The sequence below is a fragment of the Lysobacter sp. DMC104 genome (assembly GCF_056313665.1).
This window is the reverse complement of the sequence record NZ_JBQUZW010000010.1, coordinates 26,962-42,325: the sequence shown is the minus strand read 5'-3', so window position 1 is coordinate 42,325 and position 15,364 is coordinate 26,962. Positions and strand designations below refer to the sequence as shown.

The window sequence follows — 15,364 nt, the reverse complement described above, 5'->3', positions numbered from 1 at the left end:
GCCCGCCTTACTTCTTCAACTGCTGCCAGAGGAAGGTGTAGGCCAGCGCGCGCATGTGCGCTTCCTGGGCATTGTTCGCCGCGCCGCCATGGCCGCCTTCGATGTTCTCGTAGTAGCGGACGTTGGCGCCCATCGCTTCCATCTTCGCCATCATCTTGCGGGCGTGGCCGGGGTGGACGCGGTCGTCGCGGGTGGAGGTGGTGAACAGCACCGGCGGGTACTTCACGCCATCCTTCAGCAGGTGGTACGGCGAGAAGGTCTGGATGAACGTCCAGTCCTTGGTGTCGGGATCGCCGTACTCGGCCATCCACGAAGCGCCGGCCAGCAGGTGGCTGTAACGCTTCATGTCGAGCAGCGGCACCTGGCAGACCACCGCACCGAACAGCTGCGGGTACTGGGTGATCATGTTGCCCATCAGCAGGCCGCCGTTGCTGCCGCCCTGCGCGCCGAGGTGCTCGGGCGAGGTGATCTTGCGGTCGAACAGATCCTGCGCGACCGCGGCGAAGTCTTCATAGGCCTTGTGGCGATCGGCCTTCATCGCGGCCTGGTGCCAGCGCGGGCCGTATTCGCCGCCACCGCGGATGTTGGCGAGCACGTACACGCCGCCCTGCTGCAGCCAGCCGCGGCCGGCCATCGGGTTGTACGACGCGGTGTACGACACCTCGAAGCCGCCGTAGCCCCACAGCAGCGTCGGCGTGGTGCCGTTCATTGGCATGTCCTTCGGACGCACGATGAAGTACGGGACCTTGGTGCCGTCCTTCGAGGTCGCGAAGTGCTGCTCGGTCATCAGGCCGTCGGACTCGAAGAAACGCGGCATCGCCTTCAGCTTCTCCGGCGCCTGGCCGATCTCCACCAGCGACAGCGTGGTCGGGGTGAGGAAGTCGCTGCTGGTCATCCACAGCGCGTCGCTTTCATCGGGATCGACCGCGCTCACGCTGACCGTGCCCACCGACGGCGCACCGCTCAGCACGGCCTGGCGCCAGCCGCCTTCGCCGAGCGGGGTCATGACGCGGATCTTGCTCTTCACGTCGTCGAGCAGGGTCAGCACGAGATGGCGCTTGGTCCAGGTGAAGCCCGACAGCGAGGTGTGGTCGTCCGGGGTGAAGGCGACGTCGAAGTCGCGGTTGCCGGCCATGAACTTGTCGAAGTCGATGACCAGCAGCGAGCCGGCCTCGTAGGTGCGGCCGTTGAGCGTCCACGGCTCGCGCAGCTCGACGCTCAGCCACTGGTTGCTCACCGCCTTGCTGGCGGAGTTCGGCAGGTCGATCTTGACCAGCTTGCCGTCCTTGCCGCGCAGGTACAGCTCGTCGTTGTAGAAGGCGATGGTGCGCGAGACGAAATCGCGCTGGAAGCCGGGCGTCTGGTCGTGGAAGGCGGCGATGTACATGTCCTCGGGCTTGCCCTCGTACACGACCTTCGCGGATTCCATCGGTGTGCCGCGCTTCCACTCCTTGACCACGCGCGGGTAACCGGATTTCGTCATCGAGCCGTCGCCGAAATCGGTGTAGACGTAGACGGTGTCCTGGTCGATCCACTGCAGGCCGCCCTTGGCCTCGGGGCGCATGAAGCCACCTTCGACCCAGGTCTTGGTGGTGAGGTCGAACTCGCGGGTGACGTCGGCGTCGGCGCCGCCGCGCGAGAGCGAGATCAGGCAGCGCTCGAACTGCGGCCGCAGGCATTCGACGCCGTGCCAGACCCAGCTTTCCTTCTCGGCCGCGCCCAGTGCGTCGAGATCGAGCACGGTCTCCCACTGTGGCGCTTCCTTGCGGTATTCGATCAGCGTGGTGCGCCGCCACAGGCCGCGCGGGTGGTCCTTGTCGCGCCAGAAGTTGTAGTAGTACGTGCCGTGCTTCTCGACCGTCGGGATGCGCGCGTTCGAGTCGAGGATGGCGCGCAGGTCGTTCTCCAGCGGCTGGAACGCGGCCGCCGCGGTGATCTCCACCTCGGCCTTCGCGTTGTGCTCGCGCACCCAGTCCAGCGCCTTGGCGTCCTCGACGCCTTCGAGCCAGAGGTAGGGATCGGCGGGAGCGGGTTCGGACATGGCGGCGGACCTGGCGGTGGCGGACCTGGCGGTGGCGGGCTTGGCGGCGGCGGGCCTGGCGGACGCCGGTTTCGGGGAGGCGGGCTTGGCGGACGGCAGCTTGGCGGCGGCAGGTGTCGCGGCGGCGGCGCGGGCATCGATGGCCGGCGCGGCAGCGATCAGGACGGCGGCGCAGCCCAGCGCGAGGCCGGCGGCGAAACGGACGGGCGGAGACGAGGACATGGGGAAAGTCCGTGGCAACGTGCGGCGGGGCCGTCACGCTAGCACAGAGCACCGCCGCCTCCGCCGTGCCGGACGTCCGGTTTGCGGAACGCCCGGAAACGGGCATCGAAGGTGTCGTCGATCGACGTTCCGGTCGATGGCGCCGACCGGACCCTGCGACCGCCCGGGCGTGGCAGCTCAGGCCGCGCGACGCAGCGCCGTTGCCGTGCGGGGCGGCACTCGCCGCGCCGCGAACGCATGCACGGAGGCCAGCGGACGCGCCGCCCATACGATCGCCTCGCGGCGGCGCAGCCAGCGCGCGGTGAACCAGCCGCTGGCCGGCAGCGCGACCAGCCAGAACGGCAGCCAGCCGACGGTGCCGTCGGCCGAGCGGGCAGCCGGGAAGGACAGCATCGCCACCAGCCCCAGCGCCAGCGCGCCGGCCAGGGTCTGTTCGAGCGAGGACAACGTCCGGGCAGGGGCGGGTTCGTGGCGATGCGACATGACGGCGCTCCGGGGCTGCGGGAAAGGTCCGGAACCAGTCTTGGCCGCAGGGGTCTCAGGGGCTGCGACGGCCCGCCCGCCGCTTCGTGCGATCATCGCCCCGCCCCGCCCCGCGTCCGAACGGAGATCCCGCATGTTGCTCGCCCTGCTGCTGGCCGCCCAGGTGTCGGCGCTGGACCTGTCCTTCGACGAAGCCAAGGCCGCGGCCGACCGCTACGAGGACGTGCTCGCCCCGCGCGACGCGAGCGCGCTCGTCGACGCGCAGCGGCAGGCACTTGAAACCGCGATGGCGACCTGCGGCCCCGCCCGCCGCGAGTACCCGGCGTTCATCGTGGTGGTTCACGTCGCCGCCGACGGCACCACCGATCGCACCTGGCGCAACAACGAAACGCCCTACGCCGTGTGCATGGACCGCGAACTGTCCGTCGCCCGCCTCCCGGTCGCGACCGGCAAGCCGTTCCATGCGTCGTACGAGCTGAGTTTCGCGCCTTGAGCGAAGCCGCAGGCGCGCCGTGGACGTTCCGCGAGAGCGCGCTGCCGAACGGTCGCGGACTGCATGTCACGCTGTCGACACCCGCGGGACCGCTACGCAATTCCGATGTGCTGTCGCTGCTCGCCAGCGACGGCGGTTTCCGCATTTGGCTGACACAACGGCTCGCAGCCGCGCCATTCCAGGCCTTCCGCTGGGAAACGCCGGCACTGTCGACCGCCACGATCGATCGCCCGTTCGAGTACGTGCTGATCGATGACCCGCCTCTCGTGCGCAACCCCGATCCGCGCGCGTTCGCCGCGCATTTCGCTGCGGCCGATCCCGACACGCGCGTCGCCGAAATCCCGAACCTGACCGGCACGTCGACGCTGATCGTGCCGCGCGGCATTACCGACGACACGGTGTACCCGCATTTCGCGGCCTTCCTTCGCGGCGCACCGGCGAAGCAGATCGATGCACTGTGGCGTTGCGTCGCGGACGCCGTCACGCAACGGCTGTCATCGCGGCCGCTCTGGCTGAGCACCGCCGGCGCCGGCGTGCCCTGGCTGCACGTGCGGATCGATCCGACGCCGAAATACTATCGCCACCGCGCCTACGCGACCGTGTCGCCGCAGTCGCCCTGACCCTTCGAGGAACCCCGCCCATGTCCTTCGCCTGGCTCACGATGTTCGCGATCGCCGTCGGCAGCTGGATCCAGGTGCCCGGCGGCGACTGGCAGCCGTCGCCCGAGGTCATGCGCGAGGTGGGCGGCGGGCTGCGCGCCGCGGCGGAAGCCGAATCCGCGCGCACGCAGCACCCGATGCAGCCCTGGGCCCAATACAGCTTCCAGTTCCAGGGCGTGGTCGAGCAGGGGCGCAGGCAGGTACTCGTCGCGGCGTCCTGCCACCCGCTGCCGGATGACGCATCGAGGCAGTGGTGGGTCGCCTCCGATGGCGGCACCTGCATCTTCGTCGCCGTCTACGATCCGGCGACGCGACGCTTCGTCCGCGTGAGGTTCCACGGCGTCGGCTGACGCCGACGCCGCGCCTCACTTCTCGTAGTTGCTCACCGCCAGCTGCAGCATCGACTTCATCTGCTCGCGCAGCACCGGCGGTTCGACGATCTCGGCATCCGGGCCGTAGTGCAGGATGTCCATCAGCAGTTCGCGCGGGGCGCTGTAGGGCACCTTGCGCTCGAAGCGGCCATCGGACAGGACGCGGTCCTGCTGCTGCGAGTGCCAGTGCTCGTCGGCCACCCAGCGCGCGATCTTCTGATTGAAGACGATCGTCGCCCAGCCCTTGGGCGCGCCGGAGAAGATGCCGTAGCTGCCGGCGAGGTGGGCGTTGAGCTCGTCCTCGGGCACGTCGCGTGCGGGCGTGTCCTGGATGCGCGCGCCCATGATGCGATCCACCGAGAAGCTGCGCTGTGCGTCGCGGTCGTGGTCGAACGCGTCGAGGTACCAGTTGCCGCGGTAATGGGTGACGCGCTGCGGCGACACCGTGCGGCGGGTCTTCTCGTCGGTGGAACGGGCGCGGTATTCGAAGCTCAGCTGCTTGCGCTCCAGCACCGCGGAACAGACGATGCGGAACACCTGCTCGTCCATGTTGCGGGTGCGGTGCGGGATGACGCGCACGCGCTCGACCGGCCAGCGCTTGCCGGGCGCGTGTTCCTCCAGCAGCTTCTCGATGCGCTGCTGCAGCGGCGCCAGCGCCGACGACAGCACGCCGCCGCCGGTGCGGCCGAGCAACTGCTGCGCGGCGAGCAGCGCGTGCAGCTCCTCGGAGTTCAGCCACAGGCCCGGCAGCTCGAAGCGCTCGCCTTCCTTGGGGTCGTAGCGAAAGCCGGCCTCGCCGTCGCCCACGATCGGCGCCATCAGCGCGTCACGGAGGAAGGCCAGGTCGCGGTAGGCGGTGGCGCGCGAGCATTCCAGCTCGTCCTGCAGCCGCTTGACCGTCACCGGGTAGCGCGCGCTCTTGAGGATGCGGTGCAGCGAGAGAATGCGTTCGTAACGGTCCATGCGACGAATTATCTCCGATGAGGGGACGCCGGGCCATGCGGCCGGCGATGGCCGCACAGCGTACCGGGCCGGCGTCGCGCAGGCTGCGACGGTGGCGGCGGGCAGTTGCAGCGGACCACCGCGGTGGACAGCCGCGGCCGGGGTATGGTGCGCTATCGTCCCTGCCCCTGCCCGACCCCGGACGCCCACGGATGCCCCGGTTCCTCCGCCTGCCCCGCCCCCGCCCTGCCGCGGCCCTGCTGCTGTGCGCCGCGGCGACGCTCGCGACCGCCCAGTCGCTCGGTCCCACGCCGTTCTCCGCCGGCCCGCTGGCCGGCACCGCGCCGCCGGGCTGGATCGTGGAACGCCCGACCGACACCGAGCACGCGACCTTCTACGACCTGGTCCTCGACGGCGCCATGCACGTGGTCCAGCCCGCCGCGGGCAAGCGCGGCCGGCCACGGGTGGTCGCCGATCCGGGCACGATCGTGCTGCGCGGCCGTGCCGACGGCGCCACCGCGACCCTGCGCCACGGCCTGTTCGCGGACCCGAAGCAGACCCCGATCCTGCGCTGGCGCTGGCGCACCACGCATGCGCTCGACCGGCCCGACCCGCCGCCGCGCAAGCCCGTCGACGACGCGGCCGCGAAGCTCTGCGTCTTCTTCGCCCGCAAGGAGGAGACGATGTCGCTGAAGGAACGCGGCCTGCGCAAGCTCGAGCTCGCGCGCAACGGCCGCAACGGCCCGACCGCGACGCTGTGTTACGTCTGGGACGGCAGCGCGCCCGCGGACAGCGTGCGCGAGGACCTGTCGGGGCCGTTCCTGATGACCATCGTCGCCACCGCCGGCCACGCCGACGAGAACCGCTGGGTGTCGCCGCAGCGCGACATCGCGGTGGACTACCAGCGTGCGTTCGGCGAACCGGCGCCACGGGTCACCGGCGTCTCGGTGACGGTCGACACCGACGTCACCGGCGAGAACGTCACCACCTGGTTCGGCGACATCCACTTCGACGCCCGCGCGATGCACTGATCGCCGGTCGCCGGCAGCCCACCGCCGGCCGCACTGGCCGCTCCGCGCCGCGTTTTACGCTTCCGCAGGCAACGCCTTCCCTTTCCCGGACCGATCCCGATGACGACCGTCGCACGCCGCCTCGCCCTCGCCGCCCTGCCCCTGTCCCTGCTCGCCGCCACCGCCGCGTGGGCCGGCGCGAAGGAGGACATGAAGGCGCTCAGCGTGAAGTTCCTCGCCCTGCGCACCTACCACGTGCACATGGAAAGCAGCGACAAGCGCGTGCCGGCCAGCGACATGGATTTCGCCGCGCCCGACCGCTATCGCGTGCAGACGCCGCAGGGCGCGCAATACATCATCGGCGACACGATGTACATGAACTTCGGCGGCCACACCATGAAGGTGCCGATGCCCAAGGGCGCCATGACCCAGTGGCGCCAGAGCGACTACGCCTTCCGCGAAGTCGACAGGATGCAGGTCGAAGCGCTTGGCAGCGAGGTCGCCGACGGCAAGCCGGCGAAAAAGTACCGGATGACGATCGCCGGCAAGGTGCCGACGACGGCGCTGCTGTGGGTCGGCACCGCCGACGGCCTGCCGATCCGCCAGGAAGTCACCGGCAGCGCGGGCGGCCGCACCACCACGACGACCATCCGCTACTCGCGTTACAACGACCCGTCGATCCGCATCGACGCCCCGCGCTGACGAAACCCTGCGCTGACGGCATCGCGACGCGGTCATCGCGCACGATGCCGGCCGCCCCTCGCCCGCCGCGGGCACGGCAGGCACAATGGCGGCATGTCCGCATCGCGCCCGCATGACAGGCCGGACGAGCTGTCGTCCACGCCCGCCGACGAGATCAGGCGCACCACGTGCTACATGTGCGCGTGCCGATGCGGCATCCGCGTCCGCCTGCGCGACGGCGCGGTCCGCGCGATCGAGGGCGATCCCGACCATCCGGTGAACCGCGGCGTGCTCTGCGCGAAGGGTTCGGCCGGGCTGATGCAGCACCGCTCGCCCGCGCGCCTGCGCAAGCCGCTGCTGCGCACCGGCGAACGCGGTCGCGGCGAGTTCCGAGAGATCGAATGGGACGAAGCGCTCGCCATCGCGACGGACTGGCTGAAGCCGATCCGCGAACGCGATCCCGACCGGCTCGCGTTCTTCACCGGCCGCGACCAGTCGCAGGCGCTCACCGGCTGGTGGGCGCAGCAGTTCGGCACCGTCAACTACGCCGCGCACGGCGGCTTCTGCTCGGTGAACATGGCCGCGGGCGGGCTGTACACCGTCGGCGGCAGCTTCTGGGAATTCGGCGAACCCGACTGGGAACACGCGCGCTACCTGATGCTGTGGGGCGTGGCCGAGGACCACGATTCCAATCCGATCAAGCGCGGCCTCGGCCAGCTGAAGGCGCGCGGCGCGAAGATCGTCGCGATCAATCCGGTGCGCAGCGGCTACGGCGCCATTGCCGACGAGTGGATCGGCATCCGTCCCGGCACCGACGGCCTGCTCGCGTTCGCGCTGGTGCACGAACTGCTGCGCAGCGACCGCATCGACCTCGACTTCCTCGTCCGCCACACCAACGCGCACTGGCTGGTGTTGCGTGATCCCGGCGGCGCGGAAGACGGCCTGTTCGCGCGCGACGCCGACGGCGCACCGCTGTGCCGCGACCGCAACACCGGCACGTTCCGCGATGCGCGTGCGACCGGCCTGTCGCCGATCGTCGTCGGCGAAGTCGTGCTGACCGACGGCCGCAGTGCGGTGCCGGCGTTCCAGCTGCTCGCCAAACGCTATCTCGATCCGCAACATTCGCCCGACGCGGTCAGCGCGCGCTGCGGCGTGCCGGCCGACACCATCCGCCGGCTCGCGCGCGAGCTGGCCGACGCCGCGTTCGACAGCGGCCTCGAACTGCCGGTGCCGTGGACCGATGTCTGGGGCCGCACGCATCCGACGATGGTCGGTCGCCCGGTCGCGATGCACGCGATGCGCGGCATCAGCGCGCACGCCAACGGCTTCCACACCTGCCGCGCGCTGCACGTGCTGCAACTGCTGCTGGGCGCGGTCGACGCACCGGGCAGCTTCCGCTACCAGCCGCCGTTCCCGAAGCCGTCGCCGCCGGCGAACCGACCCGGCCGCACGCGCCGCGCCGACGGCACGCTCGACGCCGCGCCGCTGGGCTTCGTGCACGGCCCGGAAGACCTGCTCGTCGATGCCGAAGGCAGACCGCGACGCATCGACCATGCGTTCTCGTGGGCGTATCCGCTGGCCTCGCACGGCATGCTGCACACGGTGATCCGCAACGCGTGGGCGGGCGATCCGTATCCCATCGACACGCTGTTCCTGTTCATGGCGAACATGAGCTGGAACTCGGCGATGAGCACGCGCGAGACGATGCAGTGGCTGACCGATCGCGACGCCGACGGCGCGTACCGCATCCCGCACGTGATCTACAGCGATGCGTATTCCAGCGAGATGGTCGCCTACGCCGACCTCGTGTTGCCGGACACGACCTATCTCGAACGCTTCGACGCGATCAGCCTGCTCGACCGGCCGATCTCCGACGCCGACGCCGCGATCGACGCGCTGCGCATGCCGGTGTTCGATCCCGCGACGCAGCCCGATGCCGAAGGTCGCGCGCGCGACGTGCGCGGCTTCCAGTCGGTGCTGCTCGACCTCGGCGCGCGGCTCGGCCTGCCGGGCATGGCGAACGAGGACGGCACGCCGAAATACCGCGACTACGCCGACTATCTCGTCCGCCACGAACGCGCGCCGGGCATGGGCCTGCTCGCCGGCTGGCGCGGCGAGGACGGCCATTTGCACGGCAAGGGCCCGCCGAACCCCGAGCAGCTCGCGCGCTACGCCGAACACGGCGGCGTGTGGCACGCGGCGGTTCCGGAATCGGCGCGCTACTTCAAGATGGCGAACCGCGACTACCTGCAGTGGGCGCACCGGCTCGGCTTCCTCGCCAGTGCCGATCCGATCGTGCTGCCGCTGTATTCGGAGACGCTGCAGCGCTTCCGCCTGGCCGCGCAGGGCCACGGCGCGCACGTGCCGCCACCGGAGCATCGCGAGCGCGTCGCGACCTACTTCGATCCGCTGCCGCAGTGGTACGAACCGTTCGCGATGGCGCAGGTCGACGGCGACGCGTTCCCGCTCAGCGCGATCACGCAGCGGCCGATGTTCATGTACCACGCGTGGGGCTCGCAGAACGCGTGGCTGCGGCAGATCGCCACGCACAACCGGCTGTACCTGCATCCGGACACCGCGGCGAAGCACGGCATCGCCGACGACGACTGGATCGAAGTGTCCTCGCATCACGGCACGATCACCGTGCAGGCCGCGCTCGCGTCGAACGTGCAGCCCGACACCGTGTGGACGTGGAACGCGATCGGCAAGCGCCGCGGCGCGTGGGCGCTGTCGAAGGACGCGCCCGAAGGCACGCAGGGCTTCCTGCTCAACCACCTGATCTCCGACCGCACACCACGCGGCGACTACGCCAACGCCGACCCCGTCACCGGCCAGGCCGCGTGGTTCGACCTGCGCGTGGCGATCCGCAAGGCCGACACCGCGGGCATGAGCGCACCGCAGTTCGTGCCGTTGGCGTCGCCGGCCTCCGCGGGGCACCGCTGATGCGCACGTCGTCGCAACGCATCGCCGGCTGGAGTTGCATCGCCGTCGCGAAGGCATGCAGCCTCGCGCTGCTGTGGCAGGCCGTGATCGCGGTCGAACCGGGCGGCTTCGTCGGCGCGCACCTCGTGCCGCTCGCCGCGGCGACGGTCGCGATGATCGCGGCCGGCCTGTGGCTGCTGTGGAAGAGCGAACGCGCATGACCATGCTGCCGCCACCATCGAAGAAGAAGCTCGGGCTCGTCATCGATCTCGACACCTGCGTCGGCTGCCACGCCTGCGCGGTGAGCTGCAAGCAGTGGAACGCCGAAGCGGCCGGCCCCGACGTCGATCCCTACGGCGACGCGCCGTCGGGCGTGTGGTTCAACCGCGTGCACAGCTACGAGGTTGCGGCCGATGTCCTTCTCCCCCCGGGAGAAGGTGCCCGCAGGGCGGATGAGGGCACGGTGTCCGGTTGCGCTGGAGGCGCGAGAGGGGAGGCACAACCCGCGATGACCCTGCACTTCCCGCGCAGCTGTCTGCACTGCGAGACGCCGGCCTGCGTCACCGTCTGCCCGTCCGGCGCCAGCTTCAAGCGCGCGGAGGACGGCATCGTGCTGGTCGACGACGCCAAATGCATCGGCTGCAAGCTGTGCAGCTGGGCCTGCCCGTACGGCGCCCGCGAATACAGCGAAACCACGGGCACGATGAAGAAGTGCACGCTCTGCGTCGACCGCATCCACGACACGCGCCTGCCCGAAGCCGACCGCAAGCCGGCCTGCGTGCAGGCCTGCCCGACCGGCGCCCGGCATTTCGGCGATCTCGGCGATCCGGACTCCGCGGTGTCGAAGCTCGTCGCCGAACGCGGTGGCGTCGCGCTGATGCCCGAGCTCGGCTACGCCCCGGTCAATCGCTACCTGCCGCCGCGGCCGCGGCGCGCGGGTGAGGCATCGGACACGCCGGCATCGATGCAGGAAGAACCGCTCGACACCGCGCAGCTCCCCCCGCTGCTGCGCTGGCTGGACCGGGTGCTGTCGCGATGAACCCGGCGTTCTCCGTCATCTTCTTCACCACGCTCTCGGGCACCGGTTTCGGCCTGTGGTGGTGGCTCGGGCTGCGCATCGTCGCGCACCCGCCGCTCTCGCCCTACGAAGGGATCGGCTGGGCGATCGGGCTGATCGTCGGCGCGGTGCTGGTCGGCATCGGCGTGCTCGCATCGCTGTGGCACCTGGGCAAGCCGCTCCGCGTATGGCGCGCGTTCTCGCAGTGGCGCAGCGCATGGATGTCGCGCGAAGGCGTGCTGTCGGTGGCGGCGCTGGCGGCGGCCGTGGCGACGTTCGCGCTGCTGGCATTCCACGGCCATCCGGTCGCGTTGCGCACGGCCGCCGCACTGCTGTCGATGCTCTCCCTCGCGGCGGTCGCCTGCACCGCGATGATCTACGCCTCGCTCAAGCCGATCCCCGCATGGCGGCACCGGCTCGTGGTGCCGGGCTACCTCGGCTTCGCGCTCGTCGGCGGGCTGTTCCCGTTCCGGCTGTGCGTGCTGCTGGCGCCGACGTGGTCGCAGGCGGTGGCGGCACTGCTGGTGTTCGTGCCGCTGGCCCTCGCCGCGCTGAAGCTGCGCTACTGGCGCGACCTCGATCGCGCGCCGCTGCCCTTCACGCCCGGCGATGCGGTGGGCCTGCCCGGGCGCGAAGTGTCGGTGTTCGAGCGCCCGACGACCGAAACGACCTACGTGATGCGCGAGATGGGTTTCGTGCTGGCGCGCAGGCATGCCGCGAAACTGCGCCGCATCGCGCTCGCCCTGTTCGCGCTGCTGCCCGCGTCGTGCGCGAGCGTCGTGTGGCTCGCGCCGGCGACGACATTGCCGGTCCTCGTGGCGGCGGTGATCGCGTTCCAGATCGGCGCGCTGGTGGAACGCTGGCTGTTCTTCGCCGAAGCGAAGCACCTGGTGGCGCTCTACCACTGACGGTGGTCGGCGAACCGGACCGGCAGTGGCGCGGGCCGCCGTTCCTGCCCGAGAATGCCCCGGCGTCGCCGGGGCGACGCCCGTCCCCTCCGTTTCCGCAGGACCTGCCGATGCGCCAGCTCGCTCTCGTTGCCGCCCTCATGCTCGTCTCCACCACCACGCTCGCCGCCGACAACGACTGGAGCGGCACCGGCGAACTGGGCCTGGCCGTCGCCAAGGGCAACGCCGACAACCAGACATTCAACGCCAAGCTCAACCTCGCCAGCGAAAGCGGCGCCTGGAAGCACAGCGCGGGCGCGGCGTTCCTGTACGGCAAGAGCAACGGCAACGAGAGCGCGCGCCGCTACGAGCTCTACGGCGGCACCGGCTATCGCATGCGCGAGCACCACTACCTGTTCGGATCGGTGCGCAACGAGCGCGACCATTTCGCCGCCAACGAATACCAGTGGGCCGCCTCGGGCGGCTACGGCTACGAGGCGATCAAGAACGACGCGACGAAGCTCACGGTCGAAGTCGGCGCCGGCTACCGGTGGGCCAAACTGCAGGACGAACGCCGCCACCTCGACCAGGCGATCGGCCGCGGCTTCCTGAACTTCGACCACAAGTTCAATGCCAACACCTCGGTGCGCGATACGCTGCTGATCGAGTACGGCAGCGACAACACCTTCGCGCGCAACGATTTCGGCGTGCTGGTGAAGATGAGCGAAGCACTGGCGCTGAAAGCGGCGCTGGAAGTGCGCCACAACACCGACGTGCCGGTGGGCGTGAAGAACACCGATACGCTGTCGACGCTCAATCTCGTCTACGGCTTCTGAGATCGAACGATGCGGCCCGCACGGCGCGGGCCCCGGCTCACGCTTGCGGATGCAGCATCGCGCCGGCGCCCTGGTCGAGCAACAGCTGCGCGACGTGACGGCCCAGCGCATCGGGATCGTCGCCGGTCGCTTCCGCGCGCACCGCGCGACCATCGGCCACCGCGGCGACGAGGCCGACCAGATGCAGGCCGCCTTCGACATGCCGGGCGAACGCGGCCACCGGCACCTGGCAGCTGCCGTGCAGCGCGCGGTTCATCGCGCGCTCGGCCTCGACGCAGGCGCGGGTCGGCGCGTGGTTGAGCGCGGCGCACAGCGCACGCGTGCCGGCGTCGTCCTCGCGGCACTCGATCGCGATCGCGCCCTGCGCGGGCGCGGGCAGCCACGTCGGGGCATCCAGCCGCGCGCGGATGCGGGCGTCGAAGCCGAGCCGTTGCAGGCCGGCGCAGGCGAGCAGGATGGCGTCGTAGTCGCCGGCATCGAGCTTCGCCAGCCGCGTGTTGACGTTGCCGCGCAGGTCGACGAGATCGAGATCCGGCCGCAGCGCACGCAACTGCGCCTGCCGGCGCAGCGACGAACTGCCGACGCGCGCGCCCTGCGGCAGGGCGTCGATGCCGTCGAAGCGGTTGCTGACGAAGGCATCGGCGTGGTCCGCGCGTTCGAGGATGGCAGGCAGCACGAACGGGCCTTCCAGCTCCATCGGTACGTCCTTCAGCGAATGCACCGCACAGTCCGCCTCGCCGCGCAGCATCGCCAGCTCCAGCTCCTTGAGGAACAGGCCCTTGCCGCCGACGGCGGCCAACGAGCGGTCCAGCACCTCGTCACCGCGGGTGGACATCGGCACGAGTTCGATGGTGAGGTCGGGATGCAGTGCACGCAGCCGGTCGGCCACGTGCTCGGTCTGCCAGAGCGCCAGCGGGCTCTTGCGGGTCGCGATGCGGAGAGTCTTCATTGCGGGATTATCGCATGGCCCTGCCCGCCCCCTTGTCTGTAGGAGCGGCGGCTTTCAACCGCCGCATGGCGGGTCAAGCCGCGACAAACTACAGACAGCCATTCCTCGCAGCGTTGCGACTTCCATCGCTCCCACAGGAAAGACTTCGGGTCATGCGGAACGGCATGCCTTCGCCTGTCGCGGCTTGACCCGCCATGCGGCGGTTGAAAGCCGCCGCTCCTACAGGGAAGGCGTTCGCGAAGGCGGTTACAACGCCCGCACCAACTCCCGCAGGTGCGGCACGCAGCGGCGGCTGACTTCCAGCGGTTTCTCGCCGTGGCGGAGCATCGCTTCGATGCGGCCGTCGGCGGCGCGGCGCAGTTCGACCAGTTCGTCGCGGGCGACGAGGCAGTTGCGGTGGATGCGGACGAAGCGTTCGGCGAATTCGGTTTCCAGCGACTTCAGCGATTCCTCGATGAGGTCCTCGCCGCGGGCGTGGTGCACGACCACGTATTTCTCTTCGGCGTGCAGGTAGCGGATGTCCTCGATCGCGATCAGGCGCAGGCTGCCGCGCAGGCGGGCGCACAGGTGCGTGCGGCGTTTGCCGGGGGCGGCGGTTGCCGCAGGCGCGGCGTCGGTGCGCGGGGCGCGGCCGGCGACGAAGGTGCGGGCGCGGTCCAGCGCGGCGGCGAGGCGTTCGCGGCGCACGGGCTTGACCACGTAGTCGACCGCGGCAGCGTCGAACGCCGACAGCGCGTGCTCGTCGTAGGCCGTGCAGAACACGACCGCGGGCCGCGGCTCGAAGCCGGCGAGGTGACGCGCGGCCTCCAGGCCGTCCAGACCCGGCATCGCGATGTCGAGCAGCACGATGTCCGGCGTGTGTTCGGCGCAGGCATCGAGCGCGGTGCTGCCGTCGGCGGCCTCGGCCACCAGCCGCAGATCGGCGTGCTCCGCGAGCAGCGCACGCAGGCGCTCGCGGGCCATCGGTTCGTCGTCGGCGATGAGGACTTTCACGTCACTGTGCGGCCTGATCCCATTGGGTTCGATGGTAGCGCTCCCTCGCGCCCCGGTCATCCGGCCGCGGAGGCCGCCTTGAAACGCGCCTGGAACCAGGTGCCGAGGTCGCGGATCTCCTGGGGGAAGACGTGGTGGGCGATGGGATACGGGTGCCACTCCGGGGTGAACCCGAGCTGGCGCAGCACCGCGATGCTGCGTTCGCCGATGAGGTACGGCACCACCGGATCGGCGACGCCGTGGGCCATGAACATCGGCTGGCGTTCGGCGCCGGGCACGAAGGCGTCGACCGCGCGTTCGCCCGCGGGCAGGTAGGTCGACAACGCAACCAGCCCGGCCAGCGGCTCGGTGCGACGCAGGCCGGCGGCGAGGGTAACGGCGCCGCCCTGCGAGAAGCCGGCGAGAATGATTCGCGATGCCGGGATGCCGCGCGCGGCCTCGCGGGCGATCAGGGCCTCGACCTGCGCGACCGCAGCGTTCACGCCGTCGATGTCGCCGCGATTGGCGAAGCCGAAATCGGCGATGTCGTACCAGGCGCGCACCTGCTGGCCGCCGAAGACGGTGACCGGCCGCACCGGCGCATGCGGGAAGACGAAGCGCAGCGCAGGCCAGTCGGGGCGCACCAGATCGTGGACGATCGACACGAAGTCGTTGCCGTCGGCACCGAGGCCGTGCAGCCAGAGCACGGTCCAGGCGGGCGCACCGCTGCCGGTGTGCAGTTCGACGCAATCGAGGAGGGGCGCGGCGGTGTCGGGGGAGACGGAATCGGATGAGGTCATCGGCCTATTCTGGCCGCGGTCGCCGCCGGGACGCCACCG

The 15,364-nt window shown here is 70.5% G+C and carries 16 protein-coding genes; 10 read left to right on the top strand and 6 right to left on the bottom strand.

Annotated elements, in window-relative coordinates; translation table 11 throughout:
- Positions 1-7: 7 nt before the first annotated feature.
- Positions 8-2,041, bottom strand: a complete 2,034-nt coding sequence (locus ACT53R_RS13445) for a prolyl oligopeptidase family serine peptidase (protein ID WP_476172543.1) — start codon at positions 2,039-2,041, stop codon at positions 8-10.
- A 399-nt stretch (positions 2,042-2,440) separates the two neighbouring features.
- Positions 2,441-2,746 (bottom strand): hypothetical protein, encoded by a 306-nt coding sequence (locus ACT53R_RS13440; RefSeq protein WP_476172401.1) that lies wholly within the window; start codon positions 2,744-2,746, stop codon positions 2,441-2,443.
- A gap of 133 nt (positions 2,747-2,879) precedes the next feature.
- Here ACT53R_RS13440 and ACT53R_RS13435 point away from each other — a divergent pair, with 133 nt between their 5' ends.
- The 3 genes from ACT53R_RS13435 to ACT53R_RS13425 are packed head-to-tail and all read left to right on the top strand — an operon-like array spanning position 2,880 to position 4,248.
- A complete protein-coding gene (locus ACT53R_RS13435; RefSeq protein ID WP_476172400.1) occupies positions 2,880-3,239 on the top strand; it encodes a hypothetical protein in 360 nt (119 codons plus the stop codon).
- Positions 3,236-3,859 (top strand): DUF6940 family protein, encoded by a 624-nt coding sequence (locus ACT53R_RS13430; RefSeq protein ID WP_476172399.1) that lies wholly within the window; start codon positions 3,236-3,238, stop codon positions 3,857-3,859. The genes ACT53R_RS13435 and ACT53R_RS13430 overlap by 4 nt, the downstream gene beginning before the upstream one ends.
- A gap of 20 nt (positions 3,860-3,879) precedes the next feature.
- Positions 3,880-4,248, top strand: coding sequence for a hypothetical protein (locus ACT53R_RS13425; protein ID WP_476172398.1), 369 nt, complete (start codon positions 3,880-3,882; stop codon positions 4,246-4,248).
- A 15-nt stretch (positions 4,249-4,263) separates the two neighbouring features.
- Here the strand turns inward: ACT53R_RS13425 and ACT53R_RS13420 are convergent, their stop codons facing one another.
- Positions 4,264-5,232, bottom strand: coding sequence for a helix-turn-helix transcriptional regulator (locus ACT53R_RS13420; RefSeq protein WP_476172397.1), 969 nt, complete (start codon positions 5,230-5,232; stop codon positions 4,264-4,266).
- A gap of 191 nt (positions 5,233-5,423) precedes the next feature.
- On the opposite strand from ACT53R_RS13420, the gene ACT53R_RS13415 reads away from it, so the two are divergent.
- The 7 genes from ACT53R_RS13415 (at position 5,424) to ACT53R_RS13385 (ending at position 12,604) form a co-directional block, all read left to right on the top strand.
- Entirely contained in the window at positions 5,424-6,242 is an 819-nt protein-coding gene (locus ACT53R_RS13415) for a DUF3047 domain-containing protein (RefSeq protein WP_476172396.1), read from the top strand.
- 99 nt (positions 6,243-6,341) lie between these two features.
- On the top strand, positions 6,342-6,923 hold the full coding sequence (locus ACT53R_RS13410; RefSeq protein WP_476172395.1) for a hypothetical protein: 582 nt from the start codon (positions 6,342-6,344) through the stop codon (positions 6,921-6,923).
- A gap of 93 nt (positions 6,924-7,016) precedes the next feature.
- The gene (locus ACT53R_RS13405; RefSeq protein ID WP_476172394.1) at positions 7,017-9,845 is read left to right on the top strand and encodes a molybdopterin oxidoreductase family protein; all 2,829 of its coding nucleotides are present in this window, start codon (positions 7,017-7,019) and stop codon (positions 9,843-9,845) included.
- Positions 9,845-10,045 (top strand): hypothetical protein, encoded by a 201-nt coding sequence (locus ACT53R_RS13400; RefSeq protein ID WP_476172393.1) that lies wholly within the window; start codon positions 9,845-9,847, stop codon positions 10,043-10,045. Before ACT53R_RS13405 ends, ACT53R_RS13400 begins: the two co-directional genes overlap by 1 nt.
- Complete coding sequence (locus ACT53R_RS13395; RefSeq protein ID WP_476172392.1) at positions 10,042-10,863, top strand: 4Fe-4S dicluster domain-containing protein; 822 nt, start codon at positions 10,042-10,044, stop codon at positions 10,861-10,863. The genes ACT53R_RS13400 and ACT53R_RS13395 overlap by 4 nt, the downstream gene beginning before the upstream one ends.
- Positions 10,860-11,789, top strand: a complete 930-nt coding sequence (locus ACT53R_RS13390) for a dimethyl sulfoxide reductase anchor subunit family protein (RefSeq protein ID WP_476172391.1) — start codon at positions 10,860-10,862, stop codon at positions 11,787-11,789. The genes ACT53R_RS13395 and ACT53R_RS13390 overlap by 4 nt, the downstream gene beginning before the upstream one ends.
- A 110-nt stretch (positions 11,790-11,899) precedes the next feature.
- Entirely contained in the window at positions 11,900-12,604 is a 705-nt protein-coding gene (locus tag ACT53R_RS13385) for a DUF481 domain-containing protein (protein WP_476172390.1), read from the top strand.
- 37 nt (positions 12,605-12,641) lie between these two features.
- Here the strand turns inward: ACT53R_RS13385 and hemC are convergent, their stop codons facing one another.
- From hemC to ACT53R_RS13370, 3 genes are all read right to left on the bottom strand, one after another.
- Positions 12,642-13,553, bottom strand: coding sequence for a hydroxymethylbilane synthase (gene hemC / locus ACT53R_RS13380; protein WP_476172389.1), 912 nt, complete (start codon positions 13,551-13,553; stop codon positions 12,642-12,644).
- A 246-nt stretch (positions 13,554-13,799) separates the two neighbouring features.
- Positions 13,800-14,606 (bottom strand): LytR/AlgR family response regulator transcription factor, encoded by an 807-nt coding sequence (locus ACT53R_RS13375; protein ID WP_476172388.1) that lies wholly within the window; start codon positions 14,604-14,606, stop codon positions 13,800-13,802.
- Entirely contained in the window at positions 14,603-15,325 is a 723-nt protein-coding gene (locus ACT53R_RS13370; RefSeq protein ID WP_476172387.1) for an alpha/beta hydrolase, read from the bottom strand. Before ACT53R_RS13370 ends, ACT53R_RS13375 begins: the two co-directional genes overlap by 4 nt.
- Positions 15,326-15,364 lie beyond the last annotated feature (39 nt).

Excerpts from the sequence above, each read along its gene's own strand:
- ACT53R_RS13445 (WP_476172543.1), bottom strand. The coding sequence starts at position 2,041 with ATGTCCGAACCCGCTCCCGCCGATCCCTACCTCTGGCTCGAAGGCGTC.
- ACT53R_RS13440 (WP_476172401.1), bottom strand. The coding sequence starts at position 2,746 with ATGTCGCATCGCCACGAACCCGCCCCTGCCCGGACGTTGTCCTCGCTC.
- ACT53R_RS13435 (WP_476172400.1), top strand. The coding sequence starts at position 2,880 with ATGTTGCTCGCCCTGCTGCTGGCCGCCCAGGTGTCGGCGCTGGACCTG.
- ACT53R_RS13425 (WP_476172398.1), top strand. The coding sequence starts at position 3,880 with ATGTCCTTCGCCTGGCTCACGATGTTCGCGATCGCCGTCGGCAGCTGG.
- ACT53R_RS13420 (WP_476172397.1), bottom strand. The coding sequence starts at position 5,232 with ATGGACCGTTACGAACGCATTCTCTCGCTGCACCGCATCCTCAAGAGC.
- ACT53R_RS13415 (WP_476172396.1), top strand. The coding sequence starts at position 5,424 with ATGCCCCGGTTCCTCCGCCTGCCCCGCCCCCGCCCTGCCGCGGCCCTG.
- ACT53R_RS13410 (WP_476172395.1), top strand. The coding sequence starts at position 6,342 with ATGACGACCGTCGCACGCCGCCTCGCCCTCGCCGCCCTGCCCCTGTCC.
- ACT53R_RS13405 (WP_476172394.1), top strand. The coding sequence starts at position 7,017 with ATGTCCGCATCGCGCCCGCATGACAGGCCGGACGAGCTGTCGTCCACG.
- ACT53R_RS13400 (WP_476172393.1), top strand. The coding sequence starts at position 9,845 with ATGCGCACGTCGTCGCAACGCATCGCCGGCTGGAGTTGCATCGCCGTC.
- ACT53R_RS13395 (WP_476172392.1), top strand. The coding sequence starts at position 10,042 with ATGACCATGCTGCCGCCACCATCGAAGAAGAAGCTCGGGCTCGTCATC.
- ACT53R_RS13390 (WP_476172391.1), top strand. The coding sequence starts at position 10,860 with ATGAACCCGGCGTTCTCCGTCATCTTCTTCACCACGCTCTCGGGCACC.
- ACT53R_RS13385 (WP_476172390.1), top strand. The coding sequence starts at position 11,900 with ATGCGCCAGCTCGCTCTCGTTGCCGCCCTCATGCTCGTCTCCACCACC.
- hemC (WP_476172389.1), bottom strand. The coding sequence starts at position 13,553 with ATGAAGACTCTCCGCATCGCGACCCGCAAGAGCCCGCTGGCGCTCTGG.
- ACT53R_RS13375 (WP_476172388.1), bottom strand. The coding sequence starts at position 14,606 with ATGACCGGGGCGCGAGGGAGCGCTACCATCGAACCCAATGGGATCAGG.
- ACT53R_RS13370 (WP_476172387.1), bottom strand. The coding sequence starts at position 15,325 with ATGACCTCATCCGATTCCGTCTCCCCCGACACCGCCGCGCCCCTCCTC.